This window comes from Gordonia sp. 852002-50395_SCH5434458 (assembly GCF_001665905.1).
Classification (GTDB): domain Bacteria; phylum Actinomycetota; class Actinomycetes; order Mycobacteriales; family Mycobacteriaceae; genus Gordonia; species Gordonia jacobaea.
On the sequence record NZ_LZTC01000063.1, the window covers coordinates 31836 to 50061 of the forward strand.

The following is an 18226-nucleotide window of genomic DNA, read 5'->3' on the forward strand; positions in this document are numbered from 1 at the left end:
GCTTCTGTGTGACAGATCTGTTTCTCTGACGCGCTATTTCTCTGACGCCGACCCTGCTGGATCGTTGACCGGAACTCGTGCGCGAAAGAACAGTGCCCGACTCGACGACGCACGCACGACGACGTCGGGGTCACCATCGGGAATCCACGCCGCGTAGCCCGACGAGACCGACAGCGGCGTGTCGCCCGGTAGCCGCGCCTCGATGGTTCCCCCGAGCGCGGCAAGGATCTGCGGACCGGGCATGTCGAAGCAGATCGACGACGGCTGGTGCAGACCCGTGCCCTCCAACTCGACACGCGAGAGCCGGAATTCGGGCGCGGGCGTCAGATAGATCCGCTCGGTGCCGACCGTGCGGACGCGCGGCTTGAGATCGTCGGCGTCGACCGGGGTGAAGTCGAGAACACGCAACAGCTCGGGCACATCGATGTGCTTGGGGGTCAGGCCGCCGCGGAGCACATTGTCGGAGTTGGCCATGATCTCCACACCGGTGCCGCTCAGGTAGGCGTGGAGCACCCCGGCAGGCAGGTACAGCCCTTCGGTTGGCGACAGGTGAATCCTGTTGAGCAACAACGACGCGAGTACCCCCGGGTCGTTGGGGTAGATCTCGCCGAGCTCGAGCGCCGTACGCAGCTCCGGGCCGAACCGCGATCCCGCGTTCAGCGCGTCGACCGCTCCGGTGAGGACGGCGGGAACGAGGGTGCGCAACCGCGATTCCGGCAGGGTGAGCCACGTGGTGAACACCGCGCGCAACCCTTCGGCATCCGGTTGGCCCGCCAGCATCCCGAGATAGGGGTCGAGTTCTGAGACCTGCAGTTCGCGCAGCAAGTCGATCGTCTGCGCGGGGTCACGAAAACCCGCCAACGCGTCGAACTCGGAGATCGCGACGATCAGCTCCGGCTTGTGCGAGGCGTCCTTGTAGTTGCGCGTCGGCGCATCGATGGGAATCCCTGCGGCCTCTTCGCGCGCGAACCCTTCACGGGCCTGCTCAGCACTGGGATGAGCCTGCAGCGACAACGGTTCGTCAGCGGCAAGTACCTTGAGCAAGAAAGGAAGTCGATCGCCGAAACGATCCGTTGTCGCAGCACCGAGTGCCTGCTGCGGATCGTCGTCGATGACGTCGAGCAGCGTGCCTTCGGGCTCGCCGTCGCTGCCGAGGACCGTCGCAGGCCCCTCGGTGTGTGCGCCGAACCAGAGTTCCGCCTCCGGATGCGGCGAGGGAACCGGCTTCTGTCGCAGCGACGCGATAGCCGTTCGCGACCCCCAGGCGTACGGGCGGACCACTCCGTCCAGCAGTTTCATCAGTCTCCGATTCCGGTCAGGCGCAGATACACCGCGGCGATGTCGACGCGTAACGCGAGAAGCACATAGCCGACGAGGTCGGCGGGTCCGTCTGCGAGGTCCTCCGGCCCGACAGGCCCAGCCAGGTGCGCCGCGGGATCGGCATCGTCGACGTCGCCGAACACCGCTTCCGCATCCGGAATACCGACGATCCTGCGCTCGGCGAACCATTGCCTCGACGCCGTCGTGACCGCGAGCACGCGCGGCGGTTCGGCTGCCAATGGACCGTCGATCTGGGGGTCGTGGAAGATCGAGTCGACGGCGGACGCGCCCGAAGTACTCCACGACTGCAGCGAAATACTCGCGACGGCATCGATATCGGCTGTGGCGCAGACCTTTCCGGACAACGCGAGAAGTGACTTGGCGTTCCGTGCGGCGACCACCGACGCAGCCGGACTGTCGCCCGTCCATACGACTCGACGATCTGCCAGTCGAGCTGCCAGCAGTTTGGCGCGGTTGTGAAACGTCTCGCGGGCGGGATGATCTGTCGCCGCCTCGTCGTCGAGTGCGTCGGCAATGTCGCCCACGAGCGGCACCGGACCGGTGAACCGCACATCGGAGAGTGATGCGAATACCGCCAACAGCGCCGCGACGTACGCCGCGAATCGGAACCGCGGATCGACGCGAAGACGAGGTGAAAGGTCAATTCCGCTGCCGCCCAGAGCATCTCGCAACGGCCCCTCGATGGGTGCTGCGACGACGACTTCTGCGCGTCGACGCTGCGCCCGTGCCGCGGCATCCGCGAGTGCCATGTCGGCCGCGTCGTCGCCCGCGACGACAACCACATCGAGTGGACCGACCCAGCCCGGCAGGGCGGGCGCGGAGACGATCGGCACATCGACGCGGGTGGCGACGCAGGCCACGACGAGCGCGACGGCGTCGCGGGCAACGCTCGACACGCCGTGCACGATGACAACACTTCGGGGCCGCAGCGCCGCCAACGGTTCGAGGACGCCCTCACGCATGGCCTCGGCAACGGCACGCACCTGCGCACCCGTCAACGCCGCCGCCTGCAGCAGACCCTCGGAGTCGCCTGCAATCAGATCGTCGACATCATCGAGGTCGGCGGCATCTGTACGCATAGGGTCAGCCTAGCGACGCATGGCGTCGCTGCCCACACACAGCCATATTCTGATCCACCAGATCTCGCGGGCGCATCAGTCGACCGGGTCGGGCAACACACGAAGATGCCCACGCCTGCCGGGGCGCGGCTTCACCGCTCCGCTTCGGCGAGCAGCGTCGGCCCCGGAACGCACATCGGGACCCGAGCGCACGTCGGTCGTCGACGTACCCGCACGATGACGGCCTGCGTGAACGTCGTCGAACGCCTCCTGGTCGAAACCGGGCGCGCGTCCCACAGCACCTGCGATTCCGCGTGCACCGACCTCACGCCCACCGACCTCGCGCACGGCCTCGGCGAGGGCGGTCAGTTCGTAGTCTTCGGCGACCGGCGCCGAGAATCCCCGCTTACTGCGCAGCATCTCCCACCCGCGCGGCACAGTGATGCGGCGCGCGTGCTCGTCGCACAGATCCCACGAATGCGGCTCATCCGACGTGGCGAGAGGACCGATGACCGCCGTCGACTCGGCGTACACAAAGGTCAGGGTCGCCACCGCCGACCGGGAGCAAGCCGGGCGGCAGCATTGTCGGGGAAGCTTCACAGCAGAAAGGTTAGTCCCACGCCCCGGCGAACGGTGAGGCGACACGCGGCGCGGAGTCGGACACGCAGCCCGGGGTCCGACACGCGGCACGCATCTCCGACGCGACAGCGGACGGTGGAGACTTACAATCTCGGCATGCGTATCGAACGGCGGCGCGCCACGCGCGATCGAAGCCAGGGTTCGCCGGTGCGCTCCTCGGAGAACCGGGTGTCCGATATGCGGCTCTCGGCCGTCCGCGCGGCGCGTCGAGCACGTCGCGACCGACGAGGCCGGGGTCTGCGCTCACCGCTGCTGCCCCAGGGTGTGCCGGCGTGGCGTAGTAAGTCGGACGAATTCGACACGGTCGTCCTCGAGGCGTTCGCGGAGATAGATGCACGTTGGCACGATCAACTCTCGGCACTCGACATCGCCGTCGACGAGATCCCACGTCTTCTCCCGCGTGACCCGGAAACCGTGCAGTGGCCCGACGAGGTGACAGCCGACGGTGCCGTTCCGCTTGCGCGGTTGATGCCCGCGGGGGTCGATGTACACGGAGCGCCGACCAGGGCGCAGATCATCCTCTTCCGCCGGCCACTGGAGAGCAGGGCGAAGAAGGGCGAGGACCTACTCGACCTCGTTCACGAGGTCTTGGTACAGCAGGTCGCGACACACCTCGGACTCGACGAGGACATCATCGACCGGGGACCCGAGTAGGCGTCAGATAATGCCGCGCTTGAGGCGTCGACGCTCACGCTCGGACAGTCCGCCCCAGATTCCGAAACGCTCGTCATTGTGCAAGGCGTACTCGAGGCACTCGGCCTTCACCTCGCAGCCCTGGCAGATGCGCTTCGCCTCGCGGGTGGAGCCACCCTTCTCCGGGAAGAAGGCCTCCGGATCGGTCTGCGCGCACAGCGCGCGATCTTGCCATTGGTCTTCGATCTCGTCGAACAGGGCCTCGAAGTCGTTGGGCACCAAGGAAAGATGGCGCCGCTGCGAGTTCTCGTCAGCGCCGAGTGACACCTCAGGTGTCCCGATCTCAGGTGTCCCGATGAATGAATCATCAACGGGCCCAAGGGTTGTGTAATTCGCATCCCCACTCAACGGGGACGCGATCTCTGAATGTCCGTGTGGTTCAAGGGGATTGCCGATCGCGTTGTCGAATGCCATCGTCGGCGCCTCCTGCCTGGGAAGTCGTTGTTCTCTGTCGTCACGGCGGCGCGGCATCGGTGCCACACCACCACTCATACCCGTACATTCTCGATCTTCACCAAGTGTCCGGCGCGACCTGGCACCACCACGGTGTCGGATCAACCTTTCTGAATTCGAACACGTGATCGAACTTCGTTGCGATGCACCGATTCTCGATCTCGAACCAGAAATGACACTGATGTGATTAGACACGCCAGAGACGTGTCCGGTCAAGTTGAATCGAAATATTCCTTAATACCATCGACTGACAAAAACTCCCCGTAAGACACGAGTTGTGTTGCGGGGACACATCAATGTCACATCGGACGCGAATGGCGGGCGCAGCGTCGTGGTCCATGATATCGATTCGATCCGGACTCACTAGAGTGGGTCGTTGTGAAGGTGACGGTACTCGTCGGCGGTGTCGGCGGCGCACGATTTTTGTCCGGAGTTCGCGAACTGCTCGGTCCGACGCCGTTTCCCGACGCCGCGGGCGACGCGGCGTCGAGCAGCGGAAACGAGATCACCGCGGTGGTCAACGTCGGTGACGACGCATGGATGCACGGCGTGCGCATCTGTCCCGATCTCGACACCTGTATGTACACGCTCGGCGGCGGAATCGACCCGGAGCGCAGTTGGGGTCGAGCCGACGAGTCGTGGCACGCCAAGGAGGAACTGGCCGCCTACGGAGCCGATCCCGACTGGTTCGGACTCGGCGACCGCGATCTGGCGACACATCTGATCCGCACCCAGATGCTCGACGCCGGATACCGGCTCTCCGATGTCACCGCCGCGCTGTGTCGGCGTTGGCAGCCCGGCGTGCGACTTCTTCCCGCCACCGACGAACGTCACGAGACACACGTCGTCGTCTCCAAACCCGATGGGCGCGAAGGCGAGCGCGTCGCGATCCATTTCCAGGAGTGGTGGGTTCGCCATCGTGCGCAGATCCCGACGTTCGGGTTCGCACAGGTCGGGTCCGACGACACCGCGCCAGCACCGGGGGTGGCCGAAGCGATCGCAGACGCCGACATCGTCCTGCTCGCACCGAGCAATCCCGTCGTCAGCATCGGCGCGATCGTCAGCGTCCCCGGCATCCGAAGCGCGTTGCGCACAACGTCGGCACCCGTGGTCGGCATCTCACCGGTCATCGACAATCGACCGCTGCGGGGAATGGCCGACGAATGCCTGTCGGTCATCGGCGTCGAGTCCTCCGCAGAGGCGATCGCCGCCCACTACGGGGCCCGCAGTGGCAACGGAATCCTCGACGGATGGCTGATCGCCGAGGGCGACACCGCACACGTCGATGGCATCGCCATCGGAGCGGCACCACTGCTGATGAGCGATCCACAGACGACCGCCGTGATGGTCCGTGACGCGTGTGCCCTCGTCGGCGTCGACATTCCACACCCCGCCCGCCCCGACGCCGCCGGAGACGCCCGATGACGGCCGACGCCGGCGCAGCATCGCGGGACGGAGCACTCCGCGACCACCGCGCCCCCGCGGCTCTGGAGATCATCCCCGTCACCGGTCTGCCCGAGTTCGACGCCACCACCGACCTCGCCGCGGAGATCACACGCCGCGCCCCGTGGTTGCGCAACGACGACGTCGTCGTCGTCACCAGCAAGGTCTTCTCCAAGACCGAGGGCCGGATGATTCCGGCACCCACCGACCCCGACGAGCGTGATGCCCTGCGGCGCAAGCTCATCGAAGCCGAGTCGGTGCGCGTCCTCGCGCGCAAGAACCGCACGCTCATCACAGAGAACAAACTCGGCCTCGTGCAGGCGGCCGCGGGCGTCGACGGTTCCAACGTGCCCACCGACCAGATCGCGCTACTCCCCGACGACCCCGACGGCAGCGCGCGGCTGTTGCGTGAGGCCATCGCCGAGCGCACGGGTCACCACGTCGCGGTCATCGTCACCGACACGATGGGCCGCGCGTGGCGTACCGGTCAGACCGACGTCGCCATCGGCGCGTCGGGAATCGCCGTGAGCCACCCCTACGAGGGCGGCGAGGATTCGTACGGCAACCCGTTGATCGTCACCGACATCGCCGTTGCTGACGAGATCGCCTCTGCCGCAGACCTGGTGAAGGGAAAGCTCGACGGCGTGCCGGTCGCGGTGGTGCGGGGGCTTCGCGTGCACGACGACGGGTCGTCGGCGGCCCAGCTCGTCCGACCGGCCGACGAGGACCTGTTCCGCCTCGGGACCGCCGAGGCGATCGACCAGGGCAGGATCGAGGCGATCCGAACCCGACGATCGATCCGGTCGTTCTCAGAAGAAGCCGTTGCGCCCGAAGATCTCCGAGCGGCTTTCGCCGACGCGTTGACCGCGCCTGCGCCCCACCACACGCATCCGTTCCGCTTCGTCTGGGTGCGTTCACGCGAGCGTCGTGTCCGCCTCCTCGATGCGATGGGTGACGCGTGGCGGGCCGACCTCTCGTCGGACGACAAGTCACCGGAGTCGATCGCCAAACGCGTGCGGCGCGGCCAGATACTCTACGACGCACCGGAACTGGTGATCCCGATGCTCACCGGCGACGGCGCGCACACCTACCCCGACTCACGTCGCAACGCCGCGGAGCACACGATGTTCACCGTCGCCGCGGGCGGCGCGGTCGCGAGCCTGCTCGTCGCGCTGTCTGCCCGCGGACTCGGCAGTTGCTGGGTCGGGTCGACGATCTTCGCGCCGGAGGTCGTGCGTCGCGAGCTCGACGTCGACCCGTCGTGGGAACCGTTGGGCGCCATCGCCATCGGGCACCCCGCCGAGCCACAGCAGCTACGCGAGCCGGCCCCGACCGACGAGTGGGTGATCGAGAGATGAGCACTGATTCCCTGCACTCATCGGCCGTCGAACTTCTTCGGTCATGGAATGTGCAGGCGCCCGAACAGGATTCGCTGCGCCACGCCTATCTCGCATTTCTCGACGCGCAGCCGGATGCATGTCTACGCCGCAGCGTGCCCGGACATCTCACCGCGTCGACGATCGTGTTCGACGCCACGCACACCCACGTCCTGCTGACACTGCATCCGCGTGTGGGCAAATGGATTCAGCTCGGTGGGCACTGCGAGGAATCCGACGACTCGATCGCCGACGCCGCACTGCGCGAAGCGCGCGAGGAGTCGGGGATCGACGACCTCACGCTCGGCGCATTGGCGCAACTGCACACCCACCCCATCACCTGCTCGCTCGGCGTGCCGACCCGACACCTCGACGTCCGCTTCGCCGCGGTCGCGCCGCCGCAACCGGATGGCAAGCTGCCGCACTTCGACATCAGCTCGGAGTCGGACGACCTGCGCTGGTGGCCCGTGGACGCGCTGCCCCATGACGACGGCACCGAGATCGAATCCCTCGTCGCCGCCGCCCTGGCGCAGCTCGCGGCCCGACAGCAGGGTTGAGAGCACCCTGCCGCGAGCGTGAGCTCAGATGCGGATGCCCTTGCCGACGGTGACCACCTCGCCGTTGCTGACGGCGAAGCGGTCGCGGTCGGCAGCGAGGTCGACGCCGACCTGCCCGCCGTCGGAGACGACGACGTTCTTGTCGAGAATCGCATGCCGCACAACGGCGCCCTTGCCGATCCGCACGCCGGGCATCAACACACTGCCCTCGACGATCGCGCCGTCTTCGACATGCACGTTCGCAGAGATGACCGACTGCGACACCGTTCCACCCGAGATGATGCTGCCGCCGCCGACGACGGAATCCTGCGCAGAGCCACCCTGCACGAACTTGGCAGGCGGAACGTTCAACGACTCGGCACGTATCGGCCAGTTCTGGTTGTAGAGATTGAAGACCGGGTGCACCGACACGAGATCCATGTGGGCGTCGTAGAATGCGTCGAGCGTTCCGACGTCACGCCAGTAGCCCTTGTCGCGTTCGGTTGCCCCGGGAACCTCGTTGTCCTTGAAGTCGTAGACGTAGGCGGCCTTGCGGTCGACGAAGCTCGGGATGATGTCGCCACCCATGTCGTGATCGGAGTCGGCATCGGCCGCGTCCTTGATGATCGCCTCGACAAGAGCATCCGTCGTGAACACGTAGTTGCCCATCGACGCAAAGGTGACGTCCGGATCGTCAGGCGTCCCAGGCGGATCGCTCGGCTTCTCCAGGAAACGCGTGATCTTGCCCGAGTCATCGGAGTCGATGACACCGAAGGCCGACGCCTCGACGCGCGGCACCCGAATGCCTGCCACGGTCACCTCGGCACCGGACGCGATGTGCGCCTCGACCATCTGCGATGGATCCATCCGGTACACGTGATCGGCACCGAACACGACGATGTACTCCGGCTGCTCGTCGAAGATCAGGTTCAGCGACTGATAGATCGCGTCGGCACTGCCCGTGTACCACCTCGGACCGAGACGCTGCTGCGCCGGGACGGGCGTGATGTACTCGCCATGAAATCCTGATGTCCACCAGGTTTGCGAGATGTGACGGTCGAGCGAGTGCGACTTGTACTGTGTCAGCACACAGATTCGCTCGTACCCCGCGTTGACCAGATTCGAGAGCACGAAGTCGATCAGCCGGTACGCACCGCCGAACGGAACGGCGGGTTTGGCGCGGTCCTTGGTTAACGGGTACAGGCGTTTTCCCTCGCCACCGGCGAGGACGATTCCGAGAACGTGCGGCTGCGATCTCACACTCCCAACGTAACCGCCAACCATCAGTGGGGCCATACGAATCGCGGGTCCGTTCTCGAGCGATTCCATGCGTGAATGGCGAACTCCGACGCATGGCACTAGCGTCAGGACCCATGAGGGTGGCGATGATGACGCGGGAGTATCCACCCGAGGTCTACGGCGGTGCGGGAGTTCATGTCACCGAACTGGTCCGGCATCTTCGAAGTCTCGTCACCGTGGACGTGCACTGCATGGGCGTCCCCCGGGACGACGCCTTCGTCTACTCCCCCGACCCCGCACTGGCCGACGCCAATCCGGCGCTGTCGATGCTCTCGACGGATCTTCGGATGACGCAGGGAGCGGCAGGCGCCGACATCGCGCACTCGCACACCTGGTACACCGGTACCGCCGGGCATCTCGCCGCTCGCCTGTACGGCATTCCACACATCCTGACCGCCCACTCCCTCGAACCACTGCGGCCCTGGAAGGCCGAGCAACTCGGCGGCGGCTATCAGGTGTCGAGTTGGTCGGAACGCAACGCCGTCGAGTACGCCGATGCCGTCATCGCGGTGAGTTCGGGCATGCGCGCCGACGTGGTGAACGCCTACCCGCGGTTGGACCCTGAGCGAGTTCACGTCGTGCGCAACGGAATCGACACGACGCTGTGGTACCCGGTCGACGAGCCGTACAACCAGGAGTCGACGCTCGTGCGGCTGGGAGTCGACCCGAAGCGTCCCGTCGTCGCGTTCGTCGGACGCATCACGCGCCAGAAGGGCGTCGGACATCTCATCGCCGCCGCACATCATTTCGATCCGGCGATCCAGCTCGTCTTGTGTGCAGGCGCCCCCGACACCCCCGAGATCGCAGCGCAGACCGAGGCCGCCGTGGCCGAGCTCGCTGCCGCGCGCGACGGAGTGTATTGGGTGCGAGAGATGCTCCCGCTACCTCGAATCCGCGAGATCCTCACCGCGGCAGATGTTTTCGTGTGCCCCTCGGTGTACGAGCCACTCGGAATCGTCAACCTCGAGGCGATGGCGTGCCAAACGGCTGTAGTCGCGTCGGCCGTCGGCGGTATCCCGGAAGTGGTGCGCGACAACGTCACCGGACGACTCGTTCCCTACGATCCCACCGATGCGGTCGGCTTCGAACGCGGAATCGCCGAGGCAGTCAACGACGTCGTGGGCGATCCGACAGCGGCCACCGCGATGGGTATCGCAGGAAGCGAGCGCGCCGAATCCGAGTTCTCGTGGGACTCCATCGCCGAACAGACACTCGACGTCTACCGGTCGACGCTGGCCTGACACACCGTGACCGTCACGGCGACGGTGACCGGCGTCGTCGACGATCCCGGCGCGAATGCGTGTGCGGCACGCTCGATCTCGTCACGATCGCGATGGAAGGCCGTCGGCCCCATGGCCACGAGGTCGGCGATCGTCGACGCCGACACGTCACGGCGGTCACGGACCACCGTGTGCTCGACGATATCGAAACGCTCACCGACCGCGGCGGAGACGGCGTCGGACTTGTCGGCAGCGACCGACAGCATCGACATCGGCTCGATCAGCTCGTCGAGGTGATCGGGTTGCGGCGTGACGATGATCCACCGCCCACCGCGGCGCAGAATGCGCGCGGTCTCGTCGACGTTGCGCGGCGCGAACACCGACAGCACGACGTCGGCGCAGTCGTCGACGAATGGGAGATCGCGCCAGACGTCGGCGACGACGGCACCGGCGCCGGGAATCCTGCGCGTCAACGCGCGGGCACAGTATTTCGAGAGATCGACACCAACGCCGCGAGAGTGCTCGACGCCGTCGAGCGCGGCCGACAGGTAGTGTCCCGGTCCGGCACCGAGATCGACGATCACCGGTGCACCCGTGTGCACCTGAACTCTGGGAACTGCTGCTGCGGCAGCCTGGGCGACCGCGTACACGACGGGATCGAGAACACCTGCGTCGTGGACGCGCAGGCGTGCCGACACCATGTCGGCGGTGTCGGACTTGAGCGAACCCGATCGACCGTCGAGCAGCGATACGTACCCCTGCTTGGCGATGTCGAACGAGTGTCGGAGCGGGCAGAACAGGCGCCTGCCGGGTTCATCGACGGTGAGAGGCTCCCCGCAGACCGGGCAGCGGAGCAGGTCGGCGACGTCGGCGATGTCGCCGACGGACCCCGCCCGTCCTGGCTGCGCCCGTGGCTCCTGAGTCAGCCGGTGACCCCGCGCAGCTCTTCACCGAGCGCCGCGGCTTCGTCTGCGGTCAGTTCGACGACGAGACGGCCGCCACCCTCGATAGGAATGCGGACAACGATCCCACGCCCCTCCTTGGCTGCTTCCAGGGGTCCATCCCCAGTACGTGGCTTCATCGCCGCCATTTCGCAAACTCCCTTCAGAGTTCTCCTCGCCGTGGTGGATTCGACGACAGCGCACGGCTGCCGTGTCAATGATACGTGTTCACTGAATCGGCCCGACCGACGGACGCGCAAACGCCTAGTCGAATTCGTCCTGCGACGTCGAATCCCCGGCACGCGCGGCGTGCGTGGAGTCAGCGTGTGTGGAGTCAGCGTGCGTGGAGTCAGCGTGCGTGGAGTCGTAGACCGACCCGCTCTCGGCCGACACCGGTTCGGCGCCGTCACGCGCCTGCAGGGTGAGCACCACTGCACGCAGCTCGTCGATTTCCGCGGCAAGCCGCTCGAGAGCCCAGTCCACCTCTCGCGGCTTGTAGCCGCGCATCGTCTGAGCGAAGACAAGGGACCGCACATCGTCGCCTGCGATACCCGCGGCGGGCAGGCGGGTCAGGGTTGTGTCGTCGTCGATCGGGGGCAATTCTTCTCCCCGACCGAACACGAACCACACGACAGCGAACACGGCGGCCACGACCACCACCATGATCAGCAGGTAGAGCAACAGCGTCTGCATGGAGAGAAGTCTATGACCGCCGTGCCGACGCTCAGATCAGCTGGCCATCTCCTCGGCCGTCGCGTCGGCGCCGCGAACGGTGTTCATCGGCGGACGATCCTCGAGATAGAGGTCGGTGGTGTGCGGGGTGAAGGTGCCGTCCGGCTCCGCGGTGAACTGGGTGAGCCCGGCCCCTGAGTCCTCGATGCCGCATCGTCGCATCAACGTGCCGACGATCTGCCTGCTCATGACGCCCAACTCGATCAGCGGGCGGTTGCGATGTGTGCGGACACCCAGATTCACCTGGCCGATGCCGGGCAGTCCATAGCGGTCGTAGGTGTCGATCAGCAGTCCGATCTCGACTCCGTACCCCGGCGCGAATGGAACGGCCGAGAGCAACTCCCGCGTGCCCGCGTACTCGCCGCCCAGCGGCTGGAGCACTGCGGTCAGCTCGGGTTTCTGCGATGCGAGCAGCGGCCGGGCCACCAGTTCGGTGACTCGCCCGCCACCGTTGGCGTCCTGGGTTGCTCCTGTCCGCAGTGGACGCCGGTAGTAGCCCTTGACGAGGTGGATCTGCGGGTTGACCAGGAGCGGTCCGAGCATCTTGGGCACGAACATCGGGTCGGGGTCGATGAGGTCGGAGTCGACGAAGGCGATGAGGTCGCCGGTGACCGCGGCGATGGACCGCCACAGCACCTCTCCCTTGCCCTTCACCGGCTCGAGTTCCGGTACGGCCTCCTCGCGGGTGATGACCCGGGCACCGGCGGCGATTGCTCGCTCCGCGGTGGCGTCGGTGGACCCGGAGTCGAGGACGACGAGTTCGTCGACGAGCGTGCCGACGAGAGGCCTGATCGTCGCGATCACATCGGCGACGGTCTCCTCCTCGTTGAGCGCGGGCAGGACGACAGACACCGTGCGTCCCTGTTTGGCAGCCACGAGTTCTTCAATGGTCCAGTCCGGCTGTTCCCACGTGTGCGTACTCGACCACGACTGTTCCTCGCCGATGGCGTCGGCGGGGGTCGGCCACATGGCTGTGCGGTCGCGGTTGTTTGAAGCGGTCGCCCTGTGGCGAGCTTGGGTTCGACGTACCTGTTCGGTCATGCGAGTCCCCTGACTGTTCGGGCGGGTGGCCGTGTTCCCGCTATTGCAGCGACCATGTCGACCACGCGACGCGTGGCGGCGACCTCATGGACGCGAAAGATCCGAGCTCCGGATGCGGCGCTCAACGCTGTCGCGGCCAGTGTCCCCTCCACTCGTTCGTCGAGGTCCACACCCAGAGTCTCCCCCACGAAATCCTTGTTGCTCAGTGCCATCAGCACTGGCCAGCCTGTATTAACAAGATCTTTTACGTGGCGTAACAGGAGCAGCCCGTGATGAGTGTTTTTGCCGAAGTCGTGTGTCGGGTCGATAACGATTGAGTCGCGGGCCACGCCCTGCGCTTCGGCCGCTTCGGCCGCCCGGGTCACCTGGGCGATCACCTCTGCCACCACATCGGTCGGTTTCTCGCCGTAGGCGACGCGATGGGGACGCGTGCGGACCTCCATGCCGCCGGTGTGTGAACACACGATCCCGGCACGCCGTGCCGCGGCGACCTTCACCAGATCGGGATCGGCACCCGCCCAGGTGTCGTTGATGAGGTCGGCTCCCACGGCGCACGCCCGATCGGCCACTTCCGCGCGCCAGGTATCCACACTGATCAGCAGATCCGGGTAGCGCTCACGGATCCACTCGACCATCGGCACGACCCGCTCGGTCTCGGTCGCGGCGTCGACCTCCTCGCCGGGACCCGCCTTCACCCCACCGATGTCGACGATGTCGGCACCCTCGGCGACGACCTGCCTAATGCGGGCCTTCGCCGCGTCGTCGGAGAACGACGATCCGCGGTCGTAGAACGAATCGGGCGTGCGATTGACGATGGCCATCACCAGGGCCCGATCGGCAGGCACGGGCCTGCCGCACAGGGTCGCGTTCATGGGAGCCAGCGTAGCGATCGCCGCCGATCACAGACCGCGGCGACCGCCTGCGCCGGCGGTTCACTGCGTGTTCAGTTCTTGGGCACCTTGGCATTCGCCACGTCGTCGGCGTAGCCGTCGTAGTACTCGACGTAGCCCTCCGAGCGGCCCTTGAGCACGTAGAGCGGATCGTCGCCGGTGTCGGTGTAGCCCTCGTCACGGAGTTCGACCTTGCGGTTCTTGAATGTCGACGTCGCCTCGAGATGGTCGACGACGCGCACGAACAGCGGGATCGCATACGACGGCAGTGCGTCGTAGAGGTGTGCCGCGAGCTCCTTGCCGTCGAGCTCACCTCCGTCGCGGAGGGTGATCGCACCCATGCCCGCCTTGCCGTCGGCTCCGGAGACCTCGACCCCGAACACGACGGACTGGCCGACCTGACCGAACCCGTCGAGTCCCGCCTCGACCTGCGTCGTCGCAACGTTCTCGCCCTTCCAGCGGAACGTGTCACCGAGGCGATCGACGAAAGCGATGTGGAAGAAGCCCTGATCGCGGACGAGGTCGCCCGAGTTGAACCACTCGTCGCCATCCTTGAACGCATCGCGGACGATCTTCTTCTCGGTCTCCGAGGGATCAGTGTAGCCGTCGATCGGGACGCGGTCATTGATGCCGGAGATCAGCAATCCGATGCCGCCGCGCTTGACCTTGGTCAGTCGGCCGTCGGCGTTGCGCTGAGGCTTGCCCTCGTCGTCGTACTCGACGATCGCGTACGGCAGTGGGCAGAACCCGGCGGTGCGCTCGACGCTGAAGGCATTGACGAAGACCAGGTTGAGTTCGCTCGCGCCGTAGAACTCGACGATGCGCTCGATACCGAAGCGTCGCTGGAACTCGTCCCAGATATCGGGGCGCATGCCGTTGCCGACGATGAGCCGGACGTCGTGTGCGCGGTCGGTCGGCTTCTCGGGCTGGGCGAGCAGGTACCGGCAGAGCTCCCCGATGTAGCAGAACGCCGTGGCGCGATTGCGGATGACGTCGTCCCAGAATTTCGACGCCGAGAAGTGCTTGCCGATCGCGATGCAGGCGCCCGCCGCGAGGACAGACGAGAGCGAAACGCTCAGCGCGTTGTTGTGATAGAGCGGCAGCGGAACGTACATGGTGTCGCTGTGCTTGAGGCGGACGGCGAGCCCACCGATTCCGGAAAGGCTTGCCAGCCAACGGTTGTGGCTCATCACGCTCGCCTTGGGCATGCCCGTCGTGCCCGAGGTGAAGATGTAGAACGCCTCGGTGGAGGCAGGCAGGTCCGCGGTGACCGAGGGGTTGGTTTCCGGTTTCCCGTCGGCTTCCTTCTCGAACTGCTCGAAGTCGTAGACATGCGTCGGCAGCGCGTCGGCGTCGATGGACTCGAGGGCCTCGCTGCAGTCGGGATCGAAGACCAGGACACGTGCGCCGAGCAGCTTCACACTGTGTTCGAGAACGTCGCCGCGCTGGTTGTAATTCAGCATTCCGGCGATCGCACCGAGTTTGACCGTCGCGAGCATGAGCAACAGGTCCGTCGGGCAGTTCTTCGACAGGATCGCGACGACGTCGCCCTTGGTCACCCCGTCCTCTTGGAGCACCCCGGCGAACCTGTTCACATGCCGGTTGGCCTCGCCGTAAGTGATGGTCTTGCCCTCGAAGCGGATGAACGGACGCTCCGGATGATCGGCCGCACGCTTGGCGAAGATCGAGCCGATCGTGCGCTTGGCATCGGGCGGGCGCCTGATCAGACCCGGCGCGTTCTTGATCATGCCGACGGCGTCGGGAGCCATCTTGGCGACACCCTTCAACACGTCCGATATTCCGACAACCTTGGTGGCGTCACCTGACATCTATTTCCACCCTCCGCTACGTGTGCCAACACGCGTCAAAACGTGTTCTTCGACACCTTACCGTTCAGTAGCAAACGCGAGGGCGGCCGGCACCGTGGCCGCCACTTTTAGCCGCGCAAGTGACCGCTCCGACACGAACCCCTGACCGTGCAAGTCTTGCAGCCAGTCGAGCAGCGGCGAGTAGAAACCGAATGGATCGCAGATGATGACCGGTTTGTCGTGCATCCCGAGGTAGCCGCCGGTCCAGGTCTCGAAGAACTCCTCGAGGGTGCCTATCCCTCCGGGCAAGGTGATGAATGCGTCGGCGCGGTCGTCCATCAGTTGCTTGCGCTGGCGCATGGTCTCGGTCACGACGAGTTCGTCGGCGTCGAGGTCGGCGACCTCGCGCTCCATCAGCGCCCGCGGGATGATCCCGACGGTCGTGCCGCCCGCCGCGCGTGTTGCCGATGCGACCGCCCCCATCATCGACACATTGCCACCACCCGAGACCAGCGTGTGTCCCGCGGCGCCGATCGCGGTTCCGAGCTCTGCCGCGAGGTCGAGGTAGCGCGCGTCGACCGGACCCGACGCGCAGTACACGCAGATCGCGGTCATCGGGTGGGAGTCGCGTCGACGATGATCTGCACCGCTTCCTCGGGGGTGTCGACGACGTGGAAGAGGTCGAGGTCGTCGGAGGAGATCATCCCTCCCGCGAGGAGACGGTCGCGCATCCAGTCGACGAGACCCGCCCAGTGCTCACGTCCGAGCAACACGATCGGGAAGCGCACCACCTTCTTGGTCTGCACCAGGGTGAGTGCCTCGAAGAGTTCGTCGAGCGTCCCGAACCCGCCGGGCAGACAGACGAATGCCTGCGCGTACTTGACGAACATCGTCTTGCGGACGAAGAAGTAGCGGAAGTTCATCCCGAGATCGACCCACGGGTTGAGGTGCTGCTCGAACGGCAGCTCGATGTTCAGGCCGATGGAGCGCGAATCCGTATGCGCGGCACCGCGATTGGCCGCCTCCATGACACCTGGTCCACCCCCGGTGATGACCGCGTAACCCGCCTCCCCGAGTGCCTTGCCCAACCGGACGCCGAGGTCGTACTCGGGGGTTCCCTCCCGGGTGCGCGCCGACCCGAACACCGTCACCGCCTCGGCGACGTCGTTCATCGCGTCGAAGCCCGCAACGAACTCGGATTGGATGCGCAGCACCCGCCACGAGTCGCGCATGGTGCGTTCGGCGCGCAGCGTCTGGTCACGTGGGTCCACCCACTGCAGCAGCCGCCGATCGGTGGTCTCGGGTCGCTGCAGATCTCGCCGGATCCGCATCGGCCCGACGTAGCAGGCACCCTCGTCGATCACCACCTCGGCGCCTGCCAGGTCGCCGCTCGCGTCGGAGTCGGTGGCGCGTTGCGGCGTGCTCGGCACAGCGTCGGACGAGGCGTCTTCAGGTACGGATGACATGCAGGTCACGCTAGCAAGCCTTCGGGTGCGGATCGACGTCGTCGGGGTCCGAGAGCCGGCAGCCCTACAGACCGCACCTCATCTGTGACGATCTACCTTCTGCACTGCCGAAGGTGCCGAGCGGCAGATGAGGTGCGGATCATCGATGGTCGCGTCGAATGCGGCGCCGACGAATCCGCGACCGCCGTCAGACCAGCGGCGGCGACAGTTGCGCGAAGCCGTCTTGCCGCCGGTACGGGAAGTAGGGATAGGGCGCCTCGCGCTCGGAGACCGCGTCGAGGCGGGCGACCTGGGCGTCGTCGAGTGTCCAGCCGACGCTGCCGAGGTTGTCGGCCAACTGCGTCTGCGTGCGCGCCCCGATGATCACGCTCGACACGGTCGGCCGACGCAGCAACCAGTTGAGTGCCACCTGCGGAATGCTCCGACCGGTCTGTGCGGCGATGTCGGCGAGCACCTCCACGACGTCGTAGAGCAGGTCGTCGTCGACGGGAGGTCCCGCGTCCGCGGTCGCCGACAACCTAGACGGTCCGGAGGGCGTGACCCCACGACGCAGCTTGCCCGTCAACCGACCCCAGCCGAGTGGACTCCACACGATCGCGCCGACACCCTCGGCCACTCCGAGCGGCATCAGCTCCCACTCGTAGTCGCGACCGATGAGTGAGTAGTAGACCTGGTGCGCGACATAGCGGGCGCGCGCCCGACGCTCGGCTACCGCGAGCGACGACATCAGTTGCCACCCACTGAAATTCGACACTCCGACATAGCGGATCTTGCCCGCGCGCACGAGGTCGTCGAGGGCGTCGACCGTCTCCTCGATCGGCGTGCGGGCGTCGAACGCATGGAGTTGGAAGAGGTCGATGCGATCGGTGTCGAGTCGTCGGAGCGCGGCATCGACCGCACCTATCAGGCGTGATCGCGACGTTCCGGCGTCGGTCGGCCGCGTTCCGGTCGGCAGTGCGGCCTTCGTCGACACGATCACATCGTCGCGTCGCCCCTTCAACGCCGCGCCGAGGATCTCTTCCGACGCCCCGTCCGAGTAGACGTCTGCGGTGTCGAACAGTGTCACGCCCGCGTCGAGGCACGCGTCGACCATCGCCCGCGCCTCGTCGACGTCGACACTTCCCCACGCGCCGAAGAAGTCGCCGACCCCGCCGAACGTCGCAGCCCCGAACCCGACCTCAGAGACGACGAGCTCGGAATTCCCCACGGTGCGATATTCCATATTTCCTCCTTAACGGAACCAGTTTCCCGTTAAGAACGTAGCGCATGTTGCCCCTTAACGGAACCCCT

The 18226-nt window shown here is 66.2% G+C and carries 19 protein-coding genes; 5 read left to right on the forward strand and 14 right to left on the reverse strand.

From position 1 onward, the window contains the following. Positions 1-33 precede the first annotated feature (33 nt). The 3 genes from manA to A5785_RS14560 all read right to left on the reverse strand — a co-directional run bounded on the left by manA (position 34) and on the right by A5785_RS14560 (position 2999). Positions 34-1299 carry a mannose-6-phosphate isomerase, class I gene (gene manA, locus A5785_RS14550; RefSeq protein ID WP_064867160.1) on the reverse strand — a complete coding sequence of 422 codons (1266 nt, stop codon included), beginning with the start codon at positions 1297-1299 and terminating at the stop codon, positions 34-36. Further along, positions 1299-2420, reverse strand: a complete 1122-nt coding sequence (locus A5785_RS14555) for a hypothetical protein (protein WP_064867162.1) — start codon at positions 2418-2420, stop codon at positions 1299-1301. The genes manA and A5785_RS14555 overlap by 1 nt, the downstream gene beginning before the upstream one ends. A gap of 75 nt (positions 2421-2495) precedes the next feature. Then, entirely contained in the window at positions 2496-2999 is a 504-nt protein-coding gene (locus A5785_RS14560; RefSeq protein ID WP_082946580.1) for a DUF3499 domain-containing protein, read from the reverse strand. Between the two features lie 216 nt (positions 3000-3215). On the opposite strand from A5785_RS14560, the gene A5785_RS14565 reads away from it, so the two are divergent. Continuing rightward, on the forward strand, positions 3216-3692 hold the full coding sequence (locus A5785_RS14565) for a metallopeptidase family protein (protein ID WP_064867237.1): 477 nt from the start codon (positions 3216-3218) through the stop codon (positions 3690-3692). Between the two features lie 3 nt (positions 3693-3695). On the opposite strand, the gene A5785_RS23510 is transcribed toward A5785_RS14565, so the two are convergent. Further along, on the reverse strand, positions 3696-3953 hold the full coding sequence (locus A5785_RS23510; RefSeq protein ID WP_168431294.1) for a WhiB family transcriptional regulator: 258 nt from the start codon (positions 3951-3953) through the stop codon (positions 3696-3698). A 609-nt stretch (positions 3954-4562) separates the two neighbouring features. On the opposite strand from A5785_RS23510, the gene cofD reads away from it, so the two are divergent. The 3 genes from cofD to A5785_RS14585 are packed head-to-tail and all read left to right on the forward strand — an operon-like array spanning position 4563 to position 7560. Further along, a complete protein-coding gene (cofD, locus tag A5785_RS14575; RefSeq protein ID WP_064867168.1) occupies positions 4563-5609 on the forward strand; it encodes a 2-phospho-L-lactate transferase in 1047 nt (348 codons plus the stop codon). Continuing rightward, complete coding sequence (locus A5785_RS14580; RefSeq protein WP_064867170.1) at positions 5606-6985, forward strand: coenzyme F420-0:L-glutamate ligase; 1380 nt, start codon at positions 5606-5608, stop codon at positions 6983-6985. The genes cofD and A5785_RS14580 overlap by 4 nt, the downstream gene beginning before the upstream one ends. Next, on the forward strand, positions 6982-7560 hold the full coding sequence (locus A5785_RS14585) for an NUDIX hydrolase (protein WP_064867172.1): 579 nt from the start codon (positions 6982-6984) through the stop codon (positions 7558-7560). The genes A5785_RS14580 and A5785_RS14585 overlap by 4 nt, the downstream gene beginning before the upstream one ends. A 24-nt stretch (positions 7561-7584) precedes the next feature. On the opposite strand, the gene glgC is transcribed toward A5785_RS14585, so the two are convergent. After that, a complete protein-coding gene (glgC, locus tag A5785_RS14590) occupies positions 7585-8799 on the reverse strand; it encodes a glucose-1-phosphate adenylyltransferase (RefSeq protein WP_039855631.1) in 1215 nt (404 codons plus the stop codon). A gap of 113 nt (positions 8800-8912) precedes the next feature. Between glgC and glgA the strand changes: the two genes are divergently transcribed. After that, the gene (glgA, locus tag A5785_RS14595) at positions 8913-10079 is read left to right on the forward strand and encodes a glycogen synthase (protein ID WP_197500830.1); all 1167 of its coding nucleotides are present in this window, start codon (positions 8913-8915) and stop codon (positions 10077-10079) included. On the opposite strand, the gene A5785_RS14600 is transcribed toward glgA, so the two are convergent. The 9 genes from A5785_RS14600 to A5785_RS14640 all read right to left on the reverse strand — a co-directional run bounded on the left by A5785_RS14600 (position 10058) and on the right by A5785_RS14640 (position 18158). Next, a complete protein-coding gene (locus A5785_RS14600) occupies positions 10058-10933 on the reverse strand; it encodes a putative RNA methyltransferase (protein WP_064867174.1) in 876 nt (291 codons plus the stop codon). The genes glgA and A5785_RS14600 overlap by 22 nt on opposite strands. Before the next feature lie 47 nt (positions 10934-10980). Beyond that, a complete protein-coding gene (locus A5785_RS14605; RefSeq protein WP_004019232.1) occupies positions 10981-11148 on the reverse strand; it encodes a DUF3117 domain-containing protein in 168 nt (55 codons plus the stop codon). Between the two features lie 115 nt (positions 11149-11263). Next, the gene (locus tag A5785_RS14610; protein ID WP_064867176.1) at positions 11264-11692 is read right to left on the reverse strand and encodes a DivIVA domain-containing protein; all 429 of its coding nucleotides are present in this window, start codon (positions 11690-11692) and stop codon (positions 11264-11266) included. 36 nt (positions 11693-11728) lie between these two features. Then, positions 11729-12772, reverse strand: a complete 1044-nt coding sequence (locus A5785_RS14615) for a glucosyl-3-phosphoglycerate synthase (protein WP_064867178.1) — start codon at positions 12770-12772, stop codon at positions 11729-11731. Next, a complete protein-coding gene (gene folP / locus A5785_RS14620) occupies positions 12769-13644 on the reverse strand; it encodes a dihydropteroate synthase (protein WP_005207359.1) in 876 nt (291 codons plus the stop codon). The genes A5785_RS14615 and folP overlap by 4 nt, the downstream gene beginning before the upstream one ends. Before the next feature lie 71 nt (positions 13645-13715). Beyond that, positions 13716-15491, reverse strand: a complete 1776-nt coding sequence (locus A5785_RS14625; RefSeq protein ID WP_005207360.1) for a long-chain-acyl-CoA synthetase — start codon at positions 15489-15491, stop codon at positions 13716-13718. A gap of 57 nt (positions 15492-15548) precedes the next feature. Next, positions 15549-16085: a TIGR00730 family Rossman fold protein gene (locus A5785_RS14630; protein WP_064867180.1), complete on the reverse strand. Its 537-nt coding sequence runs from the start codon at positions 16083-16085 to the stop codon at positions 15549-15551. Next, entirely contained in the window at positions 16082-16936 is an 855-nt protein-coding gene (locus A5785_RS14635; protein WP_387315592.1) for a TIGR00730 family Rossman fold protein, read from the reverse strand. The genes A5785_RS14630 and A5785_RS14635 overlap by 4 nt, the downstream gene beginning before the upstream one ends. 187 nt (positions 16937-17123) lie before the next feature. Further along, entirely contained in the window at positions 17124-18158 is a 1035-nt protein-coding gene (locus tag A5785_RS14640; RefSeq protein WP_064867182.1) for an aldo/keto reductase, read from the reverse strand. Positions 18159-18226: the final 68 nt, after the last annotated feature.